The organism is Paenibacillus abyssi (genome assembly GCF_014640295.1).
GTDB lineage: Bacteria > Bacillota > Bacilli > Paenibacillales > Paenibacillaceae > Paenibacillus_D > Paenibacillus_D abyssi.
Map to the genome: position 1 here is coordinate 415,067 of NZ_BMGR01000003.1, position 19,108 is coordinate 434,174.

Genomic DNA, 19,108 nt, shown 5'->3' on the forward strand with positions numbered 1-19,108 from the left:
AAGGATGGGGCTGCCCCCTTTGTAGATAGAAAGAATCGTTATAAGCTTGGCGTATGATGTAACAGACGTTCTTTTTCCATTTCCTGCAGAACGGCCCGTGCCCGTTCTTTGTCCTTTGGACGAACCTGGAGCTTGAACAATTCATTCTGGAAGCCGCCGCCGCCCGAAGCCATACTCATTCCAGAGCCGGAAGCAAATCCGGATGCCGGTCCGATGGCTTCCGTTCTCAAGCGGGATGGGATGTCTTTTGACTGCAGATAAGCGTATTTTGTTTGTATGTCTTCGGTTTGATTTCCTCTTGCCGACTCGAGTGTTGTCCAACGGCTTTTACTCATCGCGGCAATGATAACTATAAGCGCTAACAGGCCTAAAATAATAAGAATCGTTTCCATTGAAATCACCTCTGGATTCCGGGGATAACCCCTGTGTTAATTATTTAATACCCGCCGGAATATAAGGTGAATCAAAGTGAATGTTTTCTCATCTTCTCATTTTTCGTTAGATAAATTTACGGCTTGTTTTCTTTCCGTCACAGCTGAATACAATCGTTTTATCTTCCACGACCGTCTCCAGATGCACAGATTTTCCCCATAGCTGCACAACATAAGGCAGTGTCCGTTCCACATATTTGAGGTCGAGCTCGACGCCTTCATATTCATGGCGCAAATATAATTCTCCAACCCGGTTGAAATCGCCGTCTTTCACAACGATGCATGGAAATCCACCGTTTACCCGAGAGTAGACGAGTTGGTCGCGGATGTTTTCCCATGTTTTGTCGGTGATTTTCCACTCCGGCCCTTTCTTCTCGAACAGATACAAGTCCAGATCTTCAACCAGCTTTTTAGATAGATAATTCCGCAGAAAGGATTGATCCGAGTCCGACTCCCGAACTTCAAAGATCTTTTCTCTGCCCATTCCGGGCTTGCGGCCGAGCCTGCTGCGTTCTTCCTCTGTCGGGTGATCCCACCTGCGCTCGATATCCTCGAAAATTTTCAATCCGAGATAATACGGATTCAAGCTGTGCCTGGACGGCTGCACGACTGAGGCGTTAAGCTGGGCGAATTCGATCGTTTCCTCGCTGGTCAGATCAAGCTCACGGATGATTCGCTGGTGCCAGTACGAAGCCCAGCCTTCGTTCATGATCTTTGTCTCAATCTGCGGCCAGAAGTACAGCATTTCTTCGCGCAGCATCGACATAATGTCGCGCTGCCAATCCTCAAGCTGGGGGGAATATTCCTCAATGAACCAGATTAGATCCTTCTCCGGCTTCGCAGGGAAGCGGGGATTTTGATCGTCCGTCCTTTCGGATGCGGCCTTTGACTCCGGATCTAACGACCATAGCTCTTCGTATTTATTAGGGATTTTCAGCGCTTGGTCATTTTCCTGCTTCCGCTGTATCGTTGCATTTTTGTCTTTGCCCATTTGATACGGTTTATACAAGGTTGGATCAATATGCTCTTGAATGGCGAGCACCGCATCAATAAACTTCTCGACCTCTTCCACGCCGTGGTCCATCTCATATAACGCAACGCGTTCTGCTGTCGCGGACATGCTCTCGACCATGTTCCGGTTGGAACGGCTGAATCGGGCATTGTTTTTGAAGAAATCCGAGTGTGCGAGCACGTGGGCGACGATCAGCTTGTTCTGAATAAGTGAATTGCCTTCCAGTAAGAAGGCATAACAAGGATTGGAGTTAATGACCAGTTCATAAATTTTGCTGAGTCCGAAGTCGTACTGCATCTTCATTTTATGAAAGGTCTTTCCAAAGCTCCAATGGCTAAAACGGGTAGGCATGCCGTAGGCTCCGAAGGTGTAAATAATGTCCGAGGGACAGATCTCGTACCGCATCGGATAAAAGTCCAATCCAAAGCCGACGGCGATTTCCGTAATCTCATCAATGGCTCTCTCGAGCTGCTGGATGTCATCTTGATTCACTAGCGTATCCCCCTCCGCGGAGATTGTTGGTTTTCCTATTATGTTTATGGAGGAAAGAGGGGGAATATGCTGTAAGTGCAAAAGGGATGAACGGCGGACTAGTCCACCACCGGCTGATTCGGTGAGACTTGCCGTGAAAGCTCCCGAAAACGTCCTGGCGGGTGGGTCGTAAACTTTGGGGAATCGCCGACTTCATTGCGGAAAATATGCGAGAGATAGTACGAGCTGCCATGAAAACATTGAGCTCACGCAGGATGAGGACGAGCATGGATAAAGCAGGTTGCCGGTAACCATGTTATAGCCAAGCCGATGAAAAAGTCCGAGGTTTGACAGAAGTAGAGTACAGGCGTCGCTGCGGAATCGGAGAAATTCTTCAGATGAGGCATTCCTTCGAGCCGATCTAAACCAACGCAGAAATATAGAAGATTCCGATTGAGTGGATTTGTTCTGGCATTAAATGAAAATGGAGTGTCAACGTGTTATGGTGCATCGTTGGCACTCCATTTTTGCTGCGTGAAGTGCAAAAGTTGGAGAGGGTCTTTAAGCCTATAATCTATGTTGAGCAGATAGCTTTTCTTTGTAAAGGAGAATTAATTAATAGAAAATTGGGCGATTTATTGACATTAAGTGGTTGAAAATTTATGAAAATGGTACTTTTATCCTGTTCACTAGTTCTAAACTATCATTATAATTAAAAAGGTTGGTTCGAATTTGAAACCTTGTCTTGAAATTTCAAATCATGAACGGGGGGAACTGAAATGAACATGGGTCCAGATGCCGCTTGAATGCAGCAGATGGAATGTTTTCTTTTCAAGAGCAGTACAACGTTTATCAAGCCATACGAATAAAAAGAGATGGGATAGGGTGTAATGAAATTATTAAATGTATTGAAGTTCAGTTCCATTCGAAAGAAGCTTATTGTCACTTTTATGCTGGTAACCGTAGTGCCGATCATTGTTCTGAGTTATATTCTGTACTCTTCAATGGGCAATACAATAACCGAGGATTTTAATAACAATATCCATCAAAGTATGATGACGATGGATAACACGCTCAATGAGCATTTCTCGACACTAAGAAATAACGTTACATATTTGTCCGGGCATAGCGCTCTGAAGAGCATGGATGATACCGTCCGCAGCTACATCAATGGAATCCCGGAGCAGGCCGGAGCCAGCGAAAGACGGATTCAGCTGGCGTTTGAGGAATATATCGATACTCACCCTGATTACTCCACAGCCTTTATTGGAACCGAATATGGCGGCTTTACCGAATCGAATAACGATACTGGAGCCGATGAAGGATATGATCCACGGGAGCGCGGATGGTATAAAAAAGCATTGGAAAACCCGGACACTGCGGTCATGATTGAACCCTACCAATCGATATCCGGCGCGATCGAAGTCACTTCTGCAAAAACGTTCACGGATCGGGAAGGCAATATAACCGGGGTCATGGCTATAGCGATGACAATGGATAAATTTAATGTGCTGTTGGAGAAGATGGGCACCGGCCAAACCAACCACCTTCTGGTGGCGCTGCCGGACGGCACGATCATTACCTACCCTCATGAGCCGGAGTTGAACTTCCAACCGATCGAACAATTGGGAATTACAGAATTAGCCGATTTTCCAGGTGTTCAGGATGGCTCCTATGAGATGAATTACAACGGTAAAACGCAATTGGTCAATATCTATACATCAGAGGGAACCGGATGGCGATTTGTTTCATTTGTTGAAAACGAAGAGCTTCTATCGGAGCTGCATCCATTAAGAAATCTGATCATTATCATCACGATAATCATTATTGCTATTGTACTTACAGCTTCCTATATGTTTTCCAGACGCTTCTCGGGGCCAATCCAACTGATTACGGACCATGCCCGCCAAATGGCTTCCGGAGATTTAACAAACTCGATCAACTATCATTCCAATGATGAGCTTGGCAATTTAACGAAGCATTTCAACGAGATGATCGGCAGCTTGCGGGACATTGTGCAGCGGGTAAAACAGACAACGACAGAAGTCAAAACCTCAGCGGTAAGCGTGACTGCGGGAGCCACGGATGCCGCGTTATCGACACAATCGATCGTGAGCACGATGTCTGAAGTCGCGTCAGGGGTTAACGGTCAAGTCAGCAGCCTGCAGGAAAGCACAACAGCGATGGGAGAAGTATCTACTGCCGTACAGCGTGTAGCTGAGTCGGCTTCGAATGTGGCGGAGCTGGCGCTTGTCACATCTGAGCAAGCGACTAAAGGGATGCAGAGCATTGAGAAATCTACAGCGCAAATGAATATCATAAATGAAGCAACGAATGAAACCGTTGAAGTAGTCAACCGATTAATCGAGCGGACAAAAGAAATCGAAGAAGCATTAAATACAATCGCGGACATATCGGCGCAAACGAATTTGCTGGCGCTCAATGCTGCTATTGAAGCTGCAAGAGCCGGTGATGCGGGCAGAGGTTTTGCTGTTGTAGCGGGCGAAGTGCGCAAGCTGGCGGAGCAATCCAGCCAATCTGCCAGCCAGATCAACGATCTGCTGGGTCAAATCGGGGCAGATTCCAGTGCAGCAGTCCAAGCGATGGGAAAAGTCAGCAATGAAGCAAGCCAAGGGGCTGTAGTGGTGCTGGAAGCCGGCATGGGATTCGAGCATATTGTTAAGGGGATCAATGAGATTACACTCCAAGCGCAGGAAGCATCGGCAGCTTCTCAGCAAATGTCAGCCAGTGCGGAAGAAATCAATGCTTCCATGGAAGATATCGTGAACATGTCGAAACAGGTAGCATCTAAGACCAATCAAACGGCAGCGGCCGCGCAGGAACAAATGGGAACGATGGAAAACATGGCGGCCTTGTCTTCCAGGATGGAATCGATATCGGAAGAGCTCGAAAACCTTGTTCTGCATTTTAAAACGGAAGCGAAGTAATACCCGGATCATAAAAGCTTTATAATTATCAGACAGGGCTGTCCCAAAAGTGGATCATCTACTCGAGGGTCAGCCCTGAAATTGTATCAAGCCGCTAGCAAAAATAAGTATATAATCCTATCTACCTATAAGTAAAATGAATGTGTATAATGATATAAATGAATTAAATTAATGTAAATCGGAGGGCACCACTTGTCTATTGCCAAGTATGAGATTTTCAGCACCGTTATCGAAATGGGGAGCCTAACCAAAGCCGCTGAGACGCTGCACCTGACACAATCAGGCGTCAGCCATGCGATCTCCAGTCTGGAGTCGGAGCTTGGATTCCCGCTGCTTACGCGCAGCCGCTCCGGGATTAGCCTAACCGCTGACGGGCAACGGATCTTAAAATATATCCGTGAGATTATCCAGAAGAACGAGCAGATTAAACAGGAAGCCAATAACATCAAAGGATTGGAGAGCGGCACGATACGAATCGGCACATTCCCCAGTGTGTCCATTCAGTGGCTGCCGGGTATTTTAAAACAATTTCAGATGTTATATCCGTCCATTGCAATCAAGCTGATGGAAGGGAACTATTTGGAGGTGGAGCAGTGGATTTCCAGAGGCGAGGTTGATTTTGGATTCATTTCTTTGCCGACAGTTGATTCCTTTGAGACGATTCCGTTAAAAAAAGACCGTATGTTATGCATTGTGGCTAAAGATCATAGCCTTAGCCAAAAAACAAGTATTAAGCTTGAGGAAATTACGGACGAGCTGTTTATTATGCCAAAGGATGGCTGCGACCATGATGTGAAGCGAATTTTCAAAGAAAACCGGATCGAACCGAAGATCAGGTTTGAAATTGCGTTGGATCAAGCCATTATAGCGATGGTTCAAAACGGCCTTGGCGTCAGTATTCTGCCGGAAATGATTTTAACGGGGGCTGCGGATCAGGTTCATATGCTGACGATTGAACAGGAAAGCTCCCGGTCGATCGCTTTAGCCTCGACGTCCTTCAAAAATAGCTCGCCGGCATCCATTAAATTTCTCGATTGTGTCCGAAAATGGATTGCATAATCCGGGGAAAACGGGGCCCGGAAGTGTTATTTCTTCCATGTTAATAAAAAATTCATATTTTGCAAAAAAACAATCGATTTTGCAAAAATGCAAAACTAAAAAAAGGGCAGCGAAAATTGTCGTTTGGAGTGGATACTTTGTTCTCAAAAAACGTTGCAACGGAGTATGAATTGACCAGGTCCAAGGCCGTTCAACAGCTCTATGAAAAGATTGATCAAGTTGCTCAGTACGATTCCAGTGTCATTGTGCTCGGCGAGTCGGGAGTGGGCAAGGAAGTAGTTGTCAAACGGATCCATGAGAAAAGCCCGCGCAGCAGAGGGCCGTTTGTCCGCATTAATTGCGGAGCAATTCCGGAGGATTTGATGGAATCCGAGATGTTCGGTTACGCAAAGGGAGCTTATTCCGGGGCGAAACAACAGAGTAAGCTAGGGCTTATTTCGCTTGCAAATCAAGGCACCCTATTTTTGGACGAGATTGCGGAATTGACGCTGCCGATACAAGCGAAGCTGCTGCGTGTTCTACAGGAGAGGCATTTTTATCCCATTAATGCAGTGAAACCGGTGAGTGTTGATATTAGGGTCGTCAGCGCGACCAGCCGCAACCTAAGACAATTAATCGAAGACGGAAAATTCAGGCAGGAGCTGTTCTATCGTTTGAATGTTGTACCGATTCAGGTGCCTTCACTCCGGGATCGCAAAGAAGATATCCCCGATTTGATTGCTTTTTTCATGCAGCATCTGGATACCCGGTATGCGAAAAGGAAAACGATCAGCCAAAATGTTATTGATATTTTTCTCCAATACAATTGGCCGGGCAATATCCGAGAGTTGAAAAATGTGGTTGAACGCCTTGTTGTAACGACACCGGATGATCTTATCGATACGCACCATATCCCGCTTGAAATCTGGGAGAGTATTGAAGAGAACAAACGAAGAATGATGCCGGAATACAACACGCTAAGGGAATTGCTCGCGCAATACGAGTACCAGATCATTAAAGATTCCGTCCGGCGCAATAAAACGCTGCTTCAAAGCAGCGCCGAGTTAGGGGTCGATGTGTCCACACTTTCAAGAAAATGCAAGAAGTACAACATTCGCTTGGACGGGGTAAATTAGCCGATTAGAGTGCGGCTCTTTGCAATAATGCAAACTCTCTTCATCCATGCTTTTTCATAGTTATTTACAGTAAAATCTTAATATGTTATAAATCTTAACATCGAGGATTCGCGATGTGCTTGTGGATACTCAAACAACAGGAGAGGAAGTAGAAAATGAAAAAGGCAATAACATTATTAGTGACGGCATCTTTATTTGTTCTAACAGCCTGTGGTGCAAACGGTGGGTCTTCAAATGGGGGAAGCGGTTCTGACATTATCAAAATCGGCTTGGCGGCGCCTTTGACGGGAGCATCGGCCCAAGACGGAGAATCGATTAAAAAAGGTGCGGAACTCGCAGTTAAATTACTGAATGATGCAGGCGGCATTGACGGAAAAAATGTTGAATTAGTCGCTGAAGACGATAAGGGAGACCCGAAAGAGGCGACTAACGTAGCAACAAAGCTGACCTCCAATAAAGACGTGCTTGGCGTTGTCGGCCATTTCAACAGCAGTGCGACACTGGCGGGTGCACCGGTATACAACAAAAACAAACTGGTGCAAGTTTCTCCGGGATCAAGCTCTCCGAAAGTATCGGAAGCAGGGGACTACACGTTCCGCGTCATTACAACTGATGCTTTCCAAGGCGACTTCGTAGCACAATGGACGCAAGAAGAAGGCTTTAAGAAAGTAGCAATCATCTACGAACAAACGGACTATGGCGTAGGCCTTGCTGAAGTATATCAAAAAGCGGCTGAATCCTATGGAATTGAAATTGTTGGATCTGAGGCATATACAGCTGGACAAACGAAAGATTTCGCATCTATTTTAACGAAAATCAAAAATAACCAACCGGATGCCATTTTTATCGGCGGATTGTACAATGAAGCTGCATTGATCGCAAAACAAGCACAACAGCAAGGATTGTCACTTCCATTCCTCGGTGTTGACGCACTGTTCTCGGATGCGTTGATTAACTTGGGCGGAGATGCAGTAGAAGGTTTCTTGCTTCCTGGTTTCTTCAATGTAGACAGCGACAATGAAAAAACGAAAGCATTCGTAGATGCCTACACAGCAGAGTACAACGAAGTGCCTGGAACATACGCAGCGTACGCGTTCGATGCTACGAACATTATCGCTGAAGCGATTAAAAACAACGGTGCAGACCGTGAGAAAGTTCAAGAATACCTGAGCACGCTCAAAGGTTATGAAGGCGTAACAGGCGTGAACGATTTTGACGAGAATGGGGACGTTCTGAAAAACCCAGAGAAATTGATTGTACAAGACGGCAAGTTCCAGACTTATACCAAGTAATATCACTCGGGCAAGGGATTAAAAATCCTTGCCCGTCAATTTTTGAAAGGGGGATTCCCTTGCTCGCTCAGCAAATTGTGAATGGCCTGACCATCGGTATGATCTACGCGCTTATCGCGCTCGGTTATACAATGGTTTACGGGATCTTGAAGATAGTGAATTTCGCGCATGGCGATATTTTTATGATGGGCAGTTTTTTCGGGCTTATTCTGATACGGAATGTGGGCCTGCCTTTCGTCGTAGCCTTTGCGCTTGCTGCTGTATTAACCGCTTTGCTCGGCATTCTGATCGAACGGTTGGCCTATCGGCGATTACGGTTCTCTGACCGGATTGTCCCGCTGATCAGCGCGATGGGGGTATCGATCTTTCTGGCGAACCTGGCCCAGAAGCTCTGGGGCTCAGAAGTTCATACCTTTCCAAAGGTAATGGAGATTAAGACGTACACGATCGCCGGCATGACCTTCTCCACTGTGCAATTGCTCATTTTTGGCTTATCGATTATTGCAATGCTCGGTCTTCATTTCTTTGTTAACAAGACAAAAATCGGTACCGCAATGCGGGCGACATCGATCAGTATTACGAACGCTACATTGATGGGAATCAATACGAACATGATTATCATGATTACCTTTGCGATCGGCTCAGCTTTGGCCGCTGCCGCAGGGATTCTAGTTAGCATCTATTACGACGCTGTTTACCCGACAATGGGTTATACCGCGGGATTGAAGGCATTTACCGCAGCTGTATTGGGCGGAATCGGAAGCATTCCCGGCGCCGTATTAGGCGGCTTGATATTAGGAGTTGCTGAAAATTTAGGGATTGCCTATATTGCTGCCAAATATCAGGACATTATCGCTTTTTGCATTCTGATTCTTGTGCTTATCATTCGGCCAAGAGGAATTCTGGGCAAAAAAGAAATTAATAAAGTGTAGGTGGAACCTTTGAAACGGATAAAGATCTGGGCGATCCCTGCAGCCATCCTTTTACTCATGCTGCCGTTTGTTGTGCAAATGTTCGACAATGCGGACTTTTTACTGAGGATTGCTGTAATGATCGGCATTTATATCATTCTAACCCTAAGCTTAAACATCATTGTCGGGTACGCGGGTCAGTTTGCATTGGGTCATGCCGCCTTTTATGGCATCGGCGCCTACACCGCCGCACTTTTAATGGTGAACTATGACGTATCATTTTGGTTGGCACTTCCCGCAGCTGCAATCGTCACAGGCTTTTTTGGATTTTTGCTCGGAACGCCTGTAATGCGGCTCAAAGGCGATTATCTTGGAATCGTAACACTCGGTTTTGGCGAGATTGTCCGCCTGATTTTTGTTAACTGGATTGATCTGACGAACGGACCGATGGGGATACCGGGCATTCCTGCGCCTTCCTTAGGCAGTTACACGTTAGGCTCGAACATGGACTTTTATTATTTAGTGCTGGTTGTTACGGTCATCAGTGTACTTATCATCCGGCGTATCGTACAATCCGGATTCGGCTTAAACCTGTTGACTGTGCGCGAAGATGAAATTGCTGCAGAGTCGATCGGAATCCGACCTATGAAATATAAACTTTTGGCATTTACGATCGGCGCATTGTTCGCCGGTGTTGCCGGCGCGTTATTTGCCGTCACCGCAATGTTTGTAAGTCCAGATTCCTTCCAATACGTAGAGTCCGTCAATATTTTGGCAATGGTCGTTCTAGGAGGTACAGCAAGCATTCCTGGATCGATTCTCGGCGCTACCATCCTTACGGTTGCTCCAGAGGCGCTTCGTTTTATCAGTGACTACCGCTTGATTCTGCTTGGTTTAATCATTGTCCTCATGATGGTCTACAAACCTTCGGGCTTCTGGGGAGAGAGCAAGCGGAAACGGAACTTTTTTGGGATGACGGGGAGGTAAAAAACCATGACCACGGAAATATTGCGGCTGGATGAAGTGACAGTTAAGTTCGGCGGACTGGTTGCCGTCAATCAAGTCAGCTTCCATATGAATAAAGGGGAAATTCTAGCCTTGATCGGTCCTAACGGTGCGGGGAAAACAACCTTGTTCAACCTGTTAACCGGCATTTATACCCCTACATCGGGGGCTGTATTATATAAGCAGCAGGTCGTAAACAAGCTGAAGCCTTATAAGCGCGTTGAGATGGGAATTGCCAGAACGTTTCAGAACATCCGCCTAATCAAAAATTTGACGGTGCTCGAAAACGTGCTCGTTGCCCATCAAGGCTGCAATTCAGAATCGGTGTGGTCGTCGATATTCTTATCGAAGAAAACGAAAGAGAATCGGCAGGCCGTAGTTAATGAATGCATGGAAGTATTGAAAATCGTCGGTCTGGAATCAAAGATCGATGAATTTGCCGGCAACCTGCCTTATGGCGAGCAGCGTTTGTTAGAAATTGCAAGGGCGATGGCGACCAAATGCCAGCTTCTTTTGCTTGATGAACCCGCTGCGGGCATGAATTCACAAGAAAAGAAGCAGCTGGTTGACGTTATTCGTTCCCTTTCACAGAAATATAATATTGAAATTTTGCTGATAGAGCACGACATTCGCATGGTCATGAGCATTGCTGACCGGATCGTTGTGCTGGATCACGGGAAAAAGATCACAGAAGGCATCGGTTCCGAAGTACAAAACAATCCGGAAGTCATCAAGGCCTATCTTGGGGAGGACATTTAAAATGAGCGGTAATAACATCTATGGAAATACCCCTACTTTTTTGGGAGCGAAAAATATTAGCGCAGACAAAAATACTGAAGGCTTGGACGTATCGGTCTATGGCGTACCTTGGGAAGGAGCGGTCACCTGGGGAGATTACACGGGTTGTGAATTAGCCCCTAAAGTGATACGTTTAGTAAGTGCAAGGTATACCGGCTATCTGCCGGAAATCGATCATCTGGACGTATTCGAGCATTTGAAGCTCGGGGATATGGGCGACATCGATATCGTGCCGGCGGACGTGGAAGAAACAATGAACCGCATTGAGAAATTTGCTTCACAGGTCTGGGATTCGGGTACCTTTGCAGTCGCTTTGGGCGGAGACCACGGCATTACGTTTCCGATCGTAAAAGCATTGGCGCAAAAAGTCGACGGCGAGGTTGGCATCATTCATTTAGATACGCATTATGATAACAAGCCGAATTTTGACGGCGACAAGTTTGCCCGCTGCTCACCGTTTGCCCGCTTGTATGAGCAAGAAGGCGTACGCAACGAAGCGATTGTGCATGCGGGAATTCACGGCCCAAGAAACCATCCGGATAACGGCCGCTTGGCTAACTCCGTTGGCGCGACAACAATTACGATCCGCGATATCCGCAAGAACGGTGATTTGCAGGCAATGGCGAAGCAAATGCATGACATTGCAAGCAAAAATACGGATGCGGTGTACCTGAGCATTTGTTCCGATGTAATGGACTATGCGTTTAATCCGGGAGGCCCTGCGGACGGTAACGGGCTCAGCTCATATGAGCTGCTCGAGCTGGTCTATGAAATTTGTAAGCTTGGTGTGGCTGGAATGGACTTTGTGGAAATTTATCCGCAGAGCGACCCGAACAAATTCTCGGCACACATTGCATCGACGATCGTACTCTATGCACTTGCTGGAGTCATTCATCACCGCCAAAATGCAAACACGGGAGAAAAGGAATATGTTAAAAATTGAGGGGTTAACCGTCCATTATGGCGTAATCCCGGCAATAAAAGATTTAAATATCGAAGTCCCGCAAGGGAAAGTCGTTTGTCTAATCGGAACTAACGGCTCCGGGAAGACAACGACCCTTAAAGGGGTTTCCGGGATTGTTAAAGCCAAGGCAGGCCGTATTCTTTTTGAAGGCAAAGACTTGACCAAGGTCGATCCGCATCAGATTGTCCATATGGGCATTTCCCAGGTTCCGGAGGGACGCGGCGTATTTCCGGATCTGACGGTATTGGAAAATTTACAGCTGGGCGCTTTTATCCGTAAAGACAAAAAAGCGATCAAGTCGGATTTAGAGGAGATTTTCTCGCTATTCCCTAGGCTGGAAGAACGTAAGAACCAATTGTCGGGAACGCTCAGCGGCGGAGAGCAGCAAATGCTTGCTATGGGCCGCGCCCTGATGGCAAGGCCAAAGCTGCTGCTGCTTGATGAGCCTTCCATGGGACTTGCACCGATCATCGTCCAGGAAATATTTAAAATTGTCAGACGGATTAATGAAGAAGGAACAACCGTCATGCTGGTTGAGCAAAATGCCAAAATGGCACTCTCCGTTGCACATTATGGTTACGTGCTGGAAACCGGTGAAATTGTTGCGCAGGGTACCGTCAATGAACTGAAAAATGACGATATGATTCGTAAAATTTATTTGGGTATCCATTAGGAGGTATCGGTATGGACGAGAAGAAGAGCCTGGAGCCCGCATCCATGTATGCGATTATGGCGCAATTGTTTGCCCACGTATCCAAAGCGGTCGTCGACCGTTTCGGTGAAGAGGGCAGGGAAGCCGTTAAGGAAGGCGTTCGTACATTCGGGGAGCAGCGCGGCCGCGACATCGCCCGTCGTGCAGCACTTGTAGACGAGCCTAATGGCATCGAGAACTACCTGCCTAATTATGATATGGGACGCTCCGATCTTTTTGAGTACGAAACTACCATGCATCCGAAAGAAATCGAACAAACGTTTACCAAGTGCGCTTTCGCGGAGCAGTGGAAAAAGGATGGCATGGAAGAGTACGGCATCATGTACTGCGAGATGATTGACCCTGCGATTGCCAGAGGTTTCAATCCGAACTTTGAGGTTATTCATGACCAATATATTCTCAAAGAAGGAACCTGTCATTTCCGCTTCCAAATGAAAGATGAGAAGAAAGAAGAATAAGAGGCCTTCGCCTCTTATTCTTCTTTTATAGAGGGGGAGAGAAAATGATCCAAGGCGAGCGTTTATGGCATCGGTTAATGGAGCTGGGGGAAATCGGCAAGCAGGATAGCGGCGGCGTCACCAGGCTGTCATTTACACCGGAAGATCGAAACGCCAAGGCTCTCACAGCTTCCTACATGAAGGAGGCCGGACTTGAGGTTCGCGAGGACGCTGTAGGGAATCTGATCGGGCGTAAAGAGGGCAGCAATCCTCAGCTGGCGCCCATCATAATCGGTTCTCATATCGATACCGTATATGACGGCGGCCGTTTTGACGGCGCACTCGGGGTGCTCAGCGGAATCGAAGTGCTGCAGTCTATTGGCGATAACGGGATAATCCTGCAGCGCTCGGTTGAGGTTGTCGCATTTACGGATGAAGAAGGAGCCCGGTTTGGCTTCGGGATGATCGGAAGCCGCGCGATGGCCGGCACGTTGAAGGCATCGGATCTTGCGCACTGCGATCAGGAGGGCGTGTCTATTCAAGAGGCGATGCTTCAGGACGGATTAAATCCCGCTGAGTTGAAAAAGGCTGCAAGCAGCGCGATCCATGCTTACCTAGAACTGCATATCGAGCAGGGGAAGGTGCTGGAATCGCAAGGAAAACAAGTTGGCATTGTAACCGGGATATCAGGTCCGCTCTGGATGAAGGTTACGCTTGAGGGAGAAGCAGGACATGCGGGAGCAACCCCAATGAGATTACGCCGCGATCCACTGGCGGTTGCCGCAGCATTAATGGTTGAGATTGAGCAGATTGCGAGTTCCTATCCGGGGACGGTAGCAACAGTCGGCAAGCTGCAGGTTTATCCGGGCGGAATTAATATCATCCCTTCCAAAGTGGAATTTTCGATTGATTTAAGAGATATCGATGCCGTTATACGGGATCAAGCAGAAGTACGAATTCGCAAGGCAATCCAAACGACTTGCGAAGCACGGGAAATTTCGTGGGATGTTGAAGATTATCAGAGAGTTCCGCCTACGCCATGCTCGGAGGATTTGCAAGCTGTTATTACTGAAGCTTGTATACCTAGCGGTGTTGATCCGGTTTATTTGCCAAGCGGGGCAGGGCATGATGCAATGCAGTTCCGGGAAGTTTGTCCGATCGGAATGATCTTTGTCCGCTCGCGTGAGGGAATCAGCCATTCACCTTCGGAATGGAGTACTCAGGAGGACTGTGAAAAGGGTACAGAATTGCTGTATCACACTTTGCTCTTGTTGGATGGACGCACGGAATCATTTAACTGAAACTATTCATATAGAGATATAAATTTGGAGCGGAGAGAAACAGATGCGGCATCTATTTTCTTTTGTGTTTTTTATGGTGGGCGTATTTATCATTTCCGTCGGCAGCAGCCTGATGATACAGGCGGAGCTGGGCTTACCGCCCTGGGACGTGCTGCATATGGGGTTAACGGGAACTTATGGTCTTACCTTTGGAATCTGGTCACAAATCATGGGCCTTCTGCTCATTGCTCTAACGATGCTGATTACCCGCAAGCGGCCTGGAATCGGAACGGTTCTTAATATGTTCTTCCTCGGCTTTTGGATCGACCGGATTATGGAATGGGATATTATACCACAGTTTTACTCCTTTCCGTTATCGCTTGTCGAATTCATGCTCGGTGTCATGCTTACAGGCTTTGGCATCGGGATGTATCTGGCATCTGGACTCGGCGCAGGTCCCCGGGATGGCTTCACGCTGGCTTGCGTGCAGTTATTTCGGGCGCGATTCGGCATCGTACGAACGGTAACTGAGCTTGTGGTATTGGGCGGCGGTACCTTGTTAGGGGGTCCTGTCTTTATTGGAACGGTTCTGTTCTCATTAACGATCGGATTTTTCTGCGACCGCTTTATCCCGTTCTGGAAAATCAGGCATGATCGCATCTACGACAAATTCTTTGCCGCTAAAAAAGTGGACCTCGGGGTATAAAAGGAATAAGGTTCTTTTACAAATAAGGCAAATAAAAATGACGTGCAGGTGGAGATGGTATCCATTTGTCACGTCATTTTTATTTGTTGAGTGAATGACAGCCAAAACCGTACAAATTGCAACAATATTTTTGATTGTATCGAGAAATATCGAACCGGATTTTATCAGGCGTTCATTTTGCCCAATTCGACGGCTCTTTTAGTCGCAGCCTCGACGCATGCTTTCACTGTATCGTTCAAACTGTGTGACTGCAGCACATCCAAGCCGGCTAACGTTGTTCCGCCCGGAGAGCAGATCGCTTCCCGAAGTTCGGATGGTTCCTTGCCTGATTGCATGAGCATGCTCGTGGCGCCCAGCATCGTCTGCAGTACAAGCTCCTTCGCTAAACCTTCTTCCAATCCAACGCTTTTCGCTCCATCCAGCATCGCTTCCACGAAATAATAGAAAAATGCGGGGCCGCTTCCGGAAACAGCGGTGAGCGCATCCATGTTTTCTTCTGGAATCCGAAACACAGAGCCGATCGATTCGAAGATTTTCGAAGTCACTTCAATATGCTCCTCCTGCGCGGTTTTTCCACCGCATAGGCCGGTCGCCGATTGTCCGACAAGCGCGGACGTGTTCGGCATCGTACGGACGATCGGCGCTTCATGTCCGAGCAGCCCGGAGATGGTTTCCGTTTTTATGCCTGCAGCAACGGAAACAACCACGTGATCTTTCGTCGTATATTCCCCGATTTCCTCTACTGTATTTTTGATATCCTTCGGTTTCATTGCGAGGATGAGGATATCAGCCTCTTGTATGTACCGGTATTTTAACGCGGGGTCGGCTTGGATGCCATGTGCATCGGCAAGCTGATTCAGGCGTACCGGATTAGACCGGTTCGTTGCGCTTATGGAATCGGGCTTGACGATCTGCATCTTCACCATTCCGGCGATGATCGCCTCTGCCATGGACCCTGCTCCTACAAAACATATTTTCTTATCTGACAACATATCCTTCTCGACTCCTCTTCGATTAGCTACACCCATTATAACAAGTTTACAGATATATTTGAAATGAGATAAGTGTCAAAAAATTACATTTATTGCAAACAGGTTATGACAAACATTTTATGAATTCCGCTGTACATTTAGGGTGTTGTAACCATTATATTTAGGGAGGTAGGTTGGTTGAAAAATCGTTGGTTGAGGAGAGGCTTATCTATCCTGCTAATGGCGGTCCTGCTGTTTTCTGCCTGGGGGGCGGCCGGTGCTGAACCGTTGTCAGAGGAGAACCCTCTGATTTTAGCGGAGCGTTATCTAACGCAAAAAGAGGAAATTTTCGGCCTGATAAACCCGGGGCAGCAGCTGCAGCTGCTGCGAAGTTTGATGGATGATTTGGGAAAAAGACATATTATGTATCAGCAAAAAGTGAACGGTGTGCCTGTGTATGGCCATTATATTCAGCTGCATTTAGACAAGGCCAACCGGGTTTACGCCGTCAACAACAAAACCGAACCAACCCTGCAGAAGCAACGTATCGATACCGTTCCGGGTTTGACGCCTGATGAAGCAGTCGCGAGTTTGGTATCGGAGCTTGAAATTGAAGAAGGGATGTCCATTGATCTATCCCAGGCCATATATGATACCGCTATCATGATCTATCCTTACCAAGGAGTCAATTATCTGACATACGAGATTAATCTTGCATATGACATTCCGGAGCTTGGCCGTTGGACGGCTTATGTCGATGCGCATAACGGTAAAATCATCGAAAAGTACAGTACGATTAAATTCAGCAGTGAGAAGGCGGACAATGTCGGTTATAACGGGGATACCAAAAAGCTGAATGTATACAACGAGGAAGGCACATATTTTCTTTATGATGTGACACGCGTCGGAATGCAAGGCATTTACACCTTTGATTACAATACATCTGATCCGGAGACGGACTCAATCGGAATCGCCTCCAGTACTGATCCAAACGGATTTGCCCCACACGCTGTAGACGCACATTACAATGCCGGCGTGGTATACGATTATTACGCGGATAAGCTTGGACGCAATAGTATTGATGGAGCAGGGATGGCTGTACAATCCATTGTCCATTACTCGGAGGACGGCAACGGTTATGATAATGCCTTCTGGGACGGAATGTTCGGCATCATGGTATATGGAAATGGCTCCGGAGCTGATAATGGCGGTTTTAATTGTTTGGCTTGTGCGTTGGATGTAGTTGCCCATGAAATGACGCATGGTGTGACAGAATACACCGCAGGGCTGGAATACCGATTTCAGTCGGGTGCATTGGATGAGTCCATCTCGGATATTATGGGCGAGCTGATTGAAGGCGCTTATCGCAACCCTGTCGAGGATCCTCTGGATCCGACCGCCGATGATCCGGATTGGCTTACCGGCGCCGATACCGGAGCGACACTGCGAAGCTTGAGCGATCCTAATCTTTATGACCAGCCGGCACACATGGATGAATATCTAGATTTGCCTCTGGATTTTGACAATGGCGGGGTACATATCAACAGCGGTATCCCGAATAAAGCGGCTTATTATATCGCTACAAGAGCCGATGCAGCCGGATTTGACGGTGAAGAATTACTGGCTGGCATCGTGTACAATGCATTGACAACCTACTTGATGCCTACTTCCAATTTTGAGGACGCGCATACAGCATTTATCCTTGCGGCCAGAGATTACGCCGAAGCGAGAGAGCTGAATCAAGCGGTAATCACGGGCATCGTCAATCAGGCCTGGCAGGATGTCGGCATCAGCTCGGAGCCAAAGTTTATAACCAGCTTTAATCCTAATATTCCAGATTTTGTACCCGCCGAATATAGTGTTTGGATGAACACAAACAAATCCGAGGTGTATTTTTATGTGCCGTACGGCACCGATGTATCGGCTTTGAACCCGACGGTGACAACGAGCCCCGGAACCACCTATGAGCCGCAAGGACCGCAGGATTTCACAGCAGCCATGCGCAGTGATACGAATCCGGATCCGGTTCCGGTGACGTACACGGTTTACGCCTCCGACAATTCCTCGCGTGATTGGTACTTGTATGCGTTTGAAGGGGGCAAGTTGAATTATTCGCAGGACGTTCTGTATGAGAATCCATCCGGTGACGGGTCAATTGCAGGCAATATCAATATCGGGCTTATCAATGACGAATGGTGGGGTGATATTGGTACCGATTTTGTAGCAGAGGGTATAGCCAATGTGAGCGGTCTGCCTGCGGGCCTTCAGGCACAAATTACGATTGCCGATCCGAAGAATGCCGTGTTGACATTCCTAGGTCAGGCGGATGCTGCAGTGGAGGGAAATGTGGATATTGCCATTGAATTTGAGTCTGACGCCTATTCCTTCTTCTACTCGGATGAAGTTGTGGACAACAGCACAACGATCCAATTGCGCTTTCAAAGCACTCCTCCTAGCTCGGATGCGAATCTGAGCGCATTGACCGTCTCTTCAGGAACGTTGACCCCGGCGTTTGATCCAGCTACAGCGAGCTATGACGTTAGTGTAGGCCATGAAGTTTCAAGCTTTAGCATAACGCCGACAGCCGCGGATGCGAATGCAACCGTTAAGGTGAATAACGAGGCGGTAACAAGCGGCTCGCCAAGCTCGCCGATAACACTCAGCGAAGGCGGTAACACCGTCACAGTTGAGGTCACCGCGCAGGACGGCACGACGAAGAAGACATACACGATTGAAGTCAATCGCGCATCAGCCCCGCCGGCGCCAAGCAGCAATGCGAATCTGAGCGCATTGACCGTCTCTGCAGGAACATTGACCCCGGCGTTTACAGCGGGTACGGCAAGTTACAGCGCGAGTGTAGGCAATGGGACAGCGAGCATCACCGTTACGCCGACAGCCGCGGATGCGAATGCAACCGTTAAGGTGAATAACGAAGCGGTAACAAGCGGCTCGCCAAGCTCGCCGATAACACTCAGCGAAGGCGGCAACACCGTCAC

16 protein-coding genes are annotated in these 19,108 nt (G+C 47.6%); 13 read left to right on the forward strand and 3 right to left on the reverse strand.

From position 1 onward, the window contains the following. Positions 1 to 38: 38 nt before the first annotated feature. Positions 39 to 392: a hypothetical protein gene (locus IEW11_RS06640; RefSeq protein WP_188530145.1), complete on the reverse strand. Its 354-nt coding sequence runs from the start codon at positions 390 to 392 to the stop codon at positions 39 to 41. A 106-nt stretch (positions 393 to 498) separates the two neighbouring features. Continuing rightward, complete coding sequence (locus IEW11_RS06645; RefSeq protein WP_188530146.1) at positions 499 to 1,935, reverse strand: SpoVR family protein; 1,437 nt, start codon at positions 1,933 to 1,935, stop codon at positions 499 to 501. A gap of 869 nt (positions 1,936 to 2,804) precedes the next feature. On the opposite strand from IEW11_RS06645, the gene IEW11_RS06650 reads away from it, so the two are divergent. The 12 genes from IEW11_RS06650 (at position 2,805) to IEW11_RS06705 (ending at position 15,141) form a co-directional block, all read left to right on the forward strand. Beyond that, the gene (locus IEW11_RS06650) at positions 2,805 to 4,862 is read left to right on the forward strand and encodes a methyl-accepting chemotaxis protein (RefSeq protein WP_188530148.1); all 2,058 of its coding nucleotides are present in this window, start codon (positions 2,805 to 2,807) and stop codon (positions 4,860 to 4,862) included. 192 nt (positions 4,863 to 5,054) lie between these two features. Then, positions 5,055 to 5,921: a LysR family transcriptional regulator gene (locus tag IEW11_RS06655; RefSeq protein WP_188530150.1), complete on the forward strand. Its 867-nt coding sequence runs from the start codon at positions 5,055 to 5,057 to the stop codon at positions 5,919 to 5,921. A 137-nt stretch (positions 5,922 to 6,058) separates the two neighbouring features. Then, complete coding sequence (locus tag IEW11_RS06660) at positions 6,059 to 7,036, forward strand: sigma-54 interaction domain-containing protein (protein ID WP_229724981.1); 978 nt, start codon at positions 6,059 to 6,061, stop codon at positions 7,034 to 7,036. A gap of 155 nt (positions 7,037 to 7,191) precedes the next feature. Then, a complete protein-coding gene (locus IEW11_RS06665) occupies positions 7,192 to 8,328 on the forward strand; it encodes an ABC transporter substrate-binding protein (protein ID WP_188530152.1) in 1,137 nt (378 codons plus the stop codon). 59 nt (positions 8,329 to 8,387) lie between these two features. Then, positions 8,388 to 9,260, forward strand: coding sequence for a branched-chain amino acid ABC transporter permease (locus IEW11_RS06670; protein WP_188530154.1), 873 nt, complete (start codon positions 8,388 to 8,390; stop codon positions 9,258 to 9,260). Between the two features lie 9 nt (positions 9,261 to 9,269). Further along, complete coding sequence (locus IEW11_RS06675) at positions 9,270 to 10,226, forward strand: branched-chain amino acid ABC transporter permease (RefSeq protein WP_229724982.1); 957 nt, start codon at positions 9,270 to 9,272, stop codon at positions 10,224 to 10,226. A gap of 6 nt (positions 10,227 to 10,232) precedes the next feature. After that, positions 10,233 to 11,003 (forward strand): ABC transporter ATP-binding protein, encoded by a 771-nt coding sequence (locus tag IEW11_RS06680; RefSeq protein WP_188530158.1) that lies wholly within the window; start codon positions 10,233 to 10,235, stop codon positions 11,001 to 11,003. A gap of 1 nt (position 11,004) precedes the next feature. Beyond that, positions 11,005 to 11,985, forward strand: a complete 981-nt coding sequence (locus IEW11_RS06685) for an agmatinase family protein (RefSeq protein WP_188530160.1) — start codon at positions 11,005 to 11,007, stop codon at positions 11,983 to 11,985. Further along, positions 11,972 to 12,679, forward strand: a complete 708-nt coding sequence (locus tag IEW11_RS06690; RefSeq protein ID WP_188530162.1) for an ABC transporter ATP-binding protein — start codon at positions 11,972 to 11,974, stop codon at positions 12,677 to 12,679. Before IEW11_RS06685 ends, IEW11_RS06690 begins: the two co-directional genes overlap by 14 nt. An 11-nt stretch (positions 12,680 to 12,690) precedes the next feature. Then, positions 12,691 to 13,176 (forward strand): L-2-amino-thiazoline-4-carboxylic acid hydrolase, encoded by a 486-nt coding sequence (locus IEW11_RS06695; protein ID WP_188530164.1) that lies wholly within the window; start codon positions 12,691 to 12,693, stop codon positions 13,174 to 13,176. 44 nt (positions 13,177 to 13,220) lie between these two features. Then, positions 13,221 to 14,456 carry a Zn-dependent hydrolase gene (locus tag IEW11_RS06700; RefSeq protein ID WP_188530166.1) on the forward strand — a complete coding sequence of 412 codons (1,236 nt, stop codon included), beginning with the start codon at positions 13,221 to 13,223 and terminating at the stop codon, positions 14,454 to 14,456. 43 nt (positions 14,457 to 14,499) lie between these two features. Next, positions 14,500 to 15,141 carry a YczE/YyaS/YitT family protein gene (locus IEW11_RS06705; protein ID WP_188530168.1) on the forward strand — a complete coding sequence of 214 codons (642 nt, stop codon included), beginning with the start codon at positions 14,500 to 14,502 and terminating at the stop codon, positions 15,139 to 15,141. Positions 15,142 to 15,305: 164 nt separating this feature from the next. Here IEW11_RS06705 and proC read toward each other — a convergent pair whose 3' ends face one another. Then, entirely contained in the window at positions 15,306 to 16,169 is an 864-nt protein-coding gene (gene proC, locus IEW11_RS06710) for a pyrroline-5-carboxylate reductase (protein ID WP_308422704.1), read from the reverse strand. A gap of 141 nt (positions 16,170 to 16,310) precedes the next feature. Between proC and IEW11_RS06715 the strand changes: the two genes are divergently transcribed. Then, on the forward strand, positions 16,311 to 19,108 hold a 2,798-nt coding region (locus tag IEW11_RS06715; RefSeq protein ID WP_188530172.1), incomplete at its 3' end, for a M4 family metallopeptidase.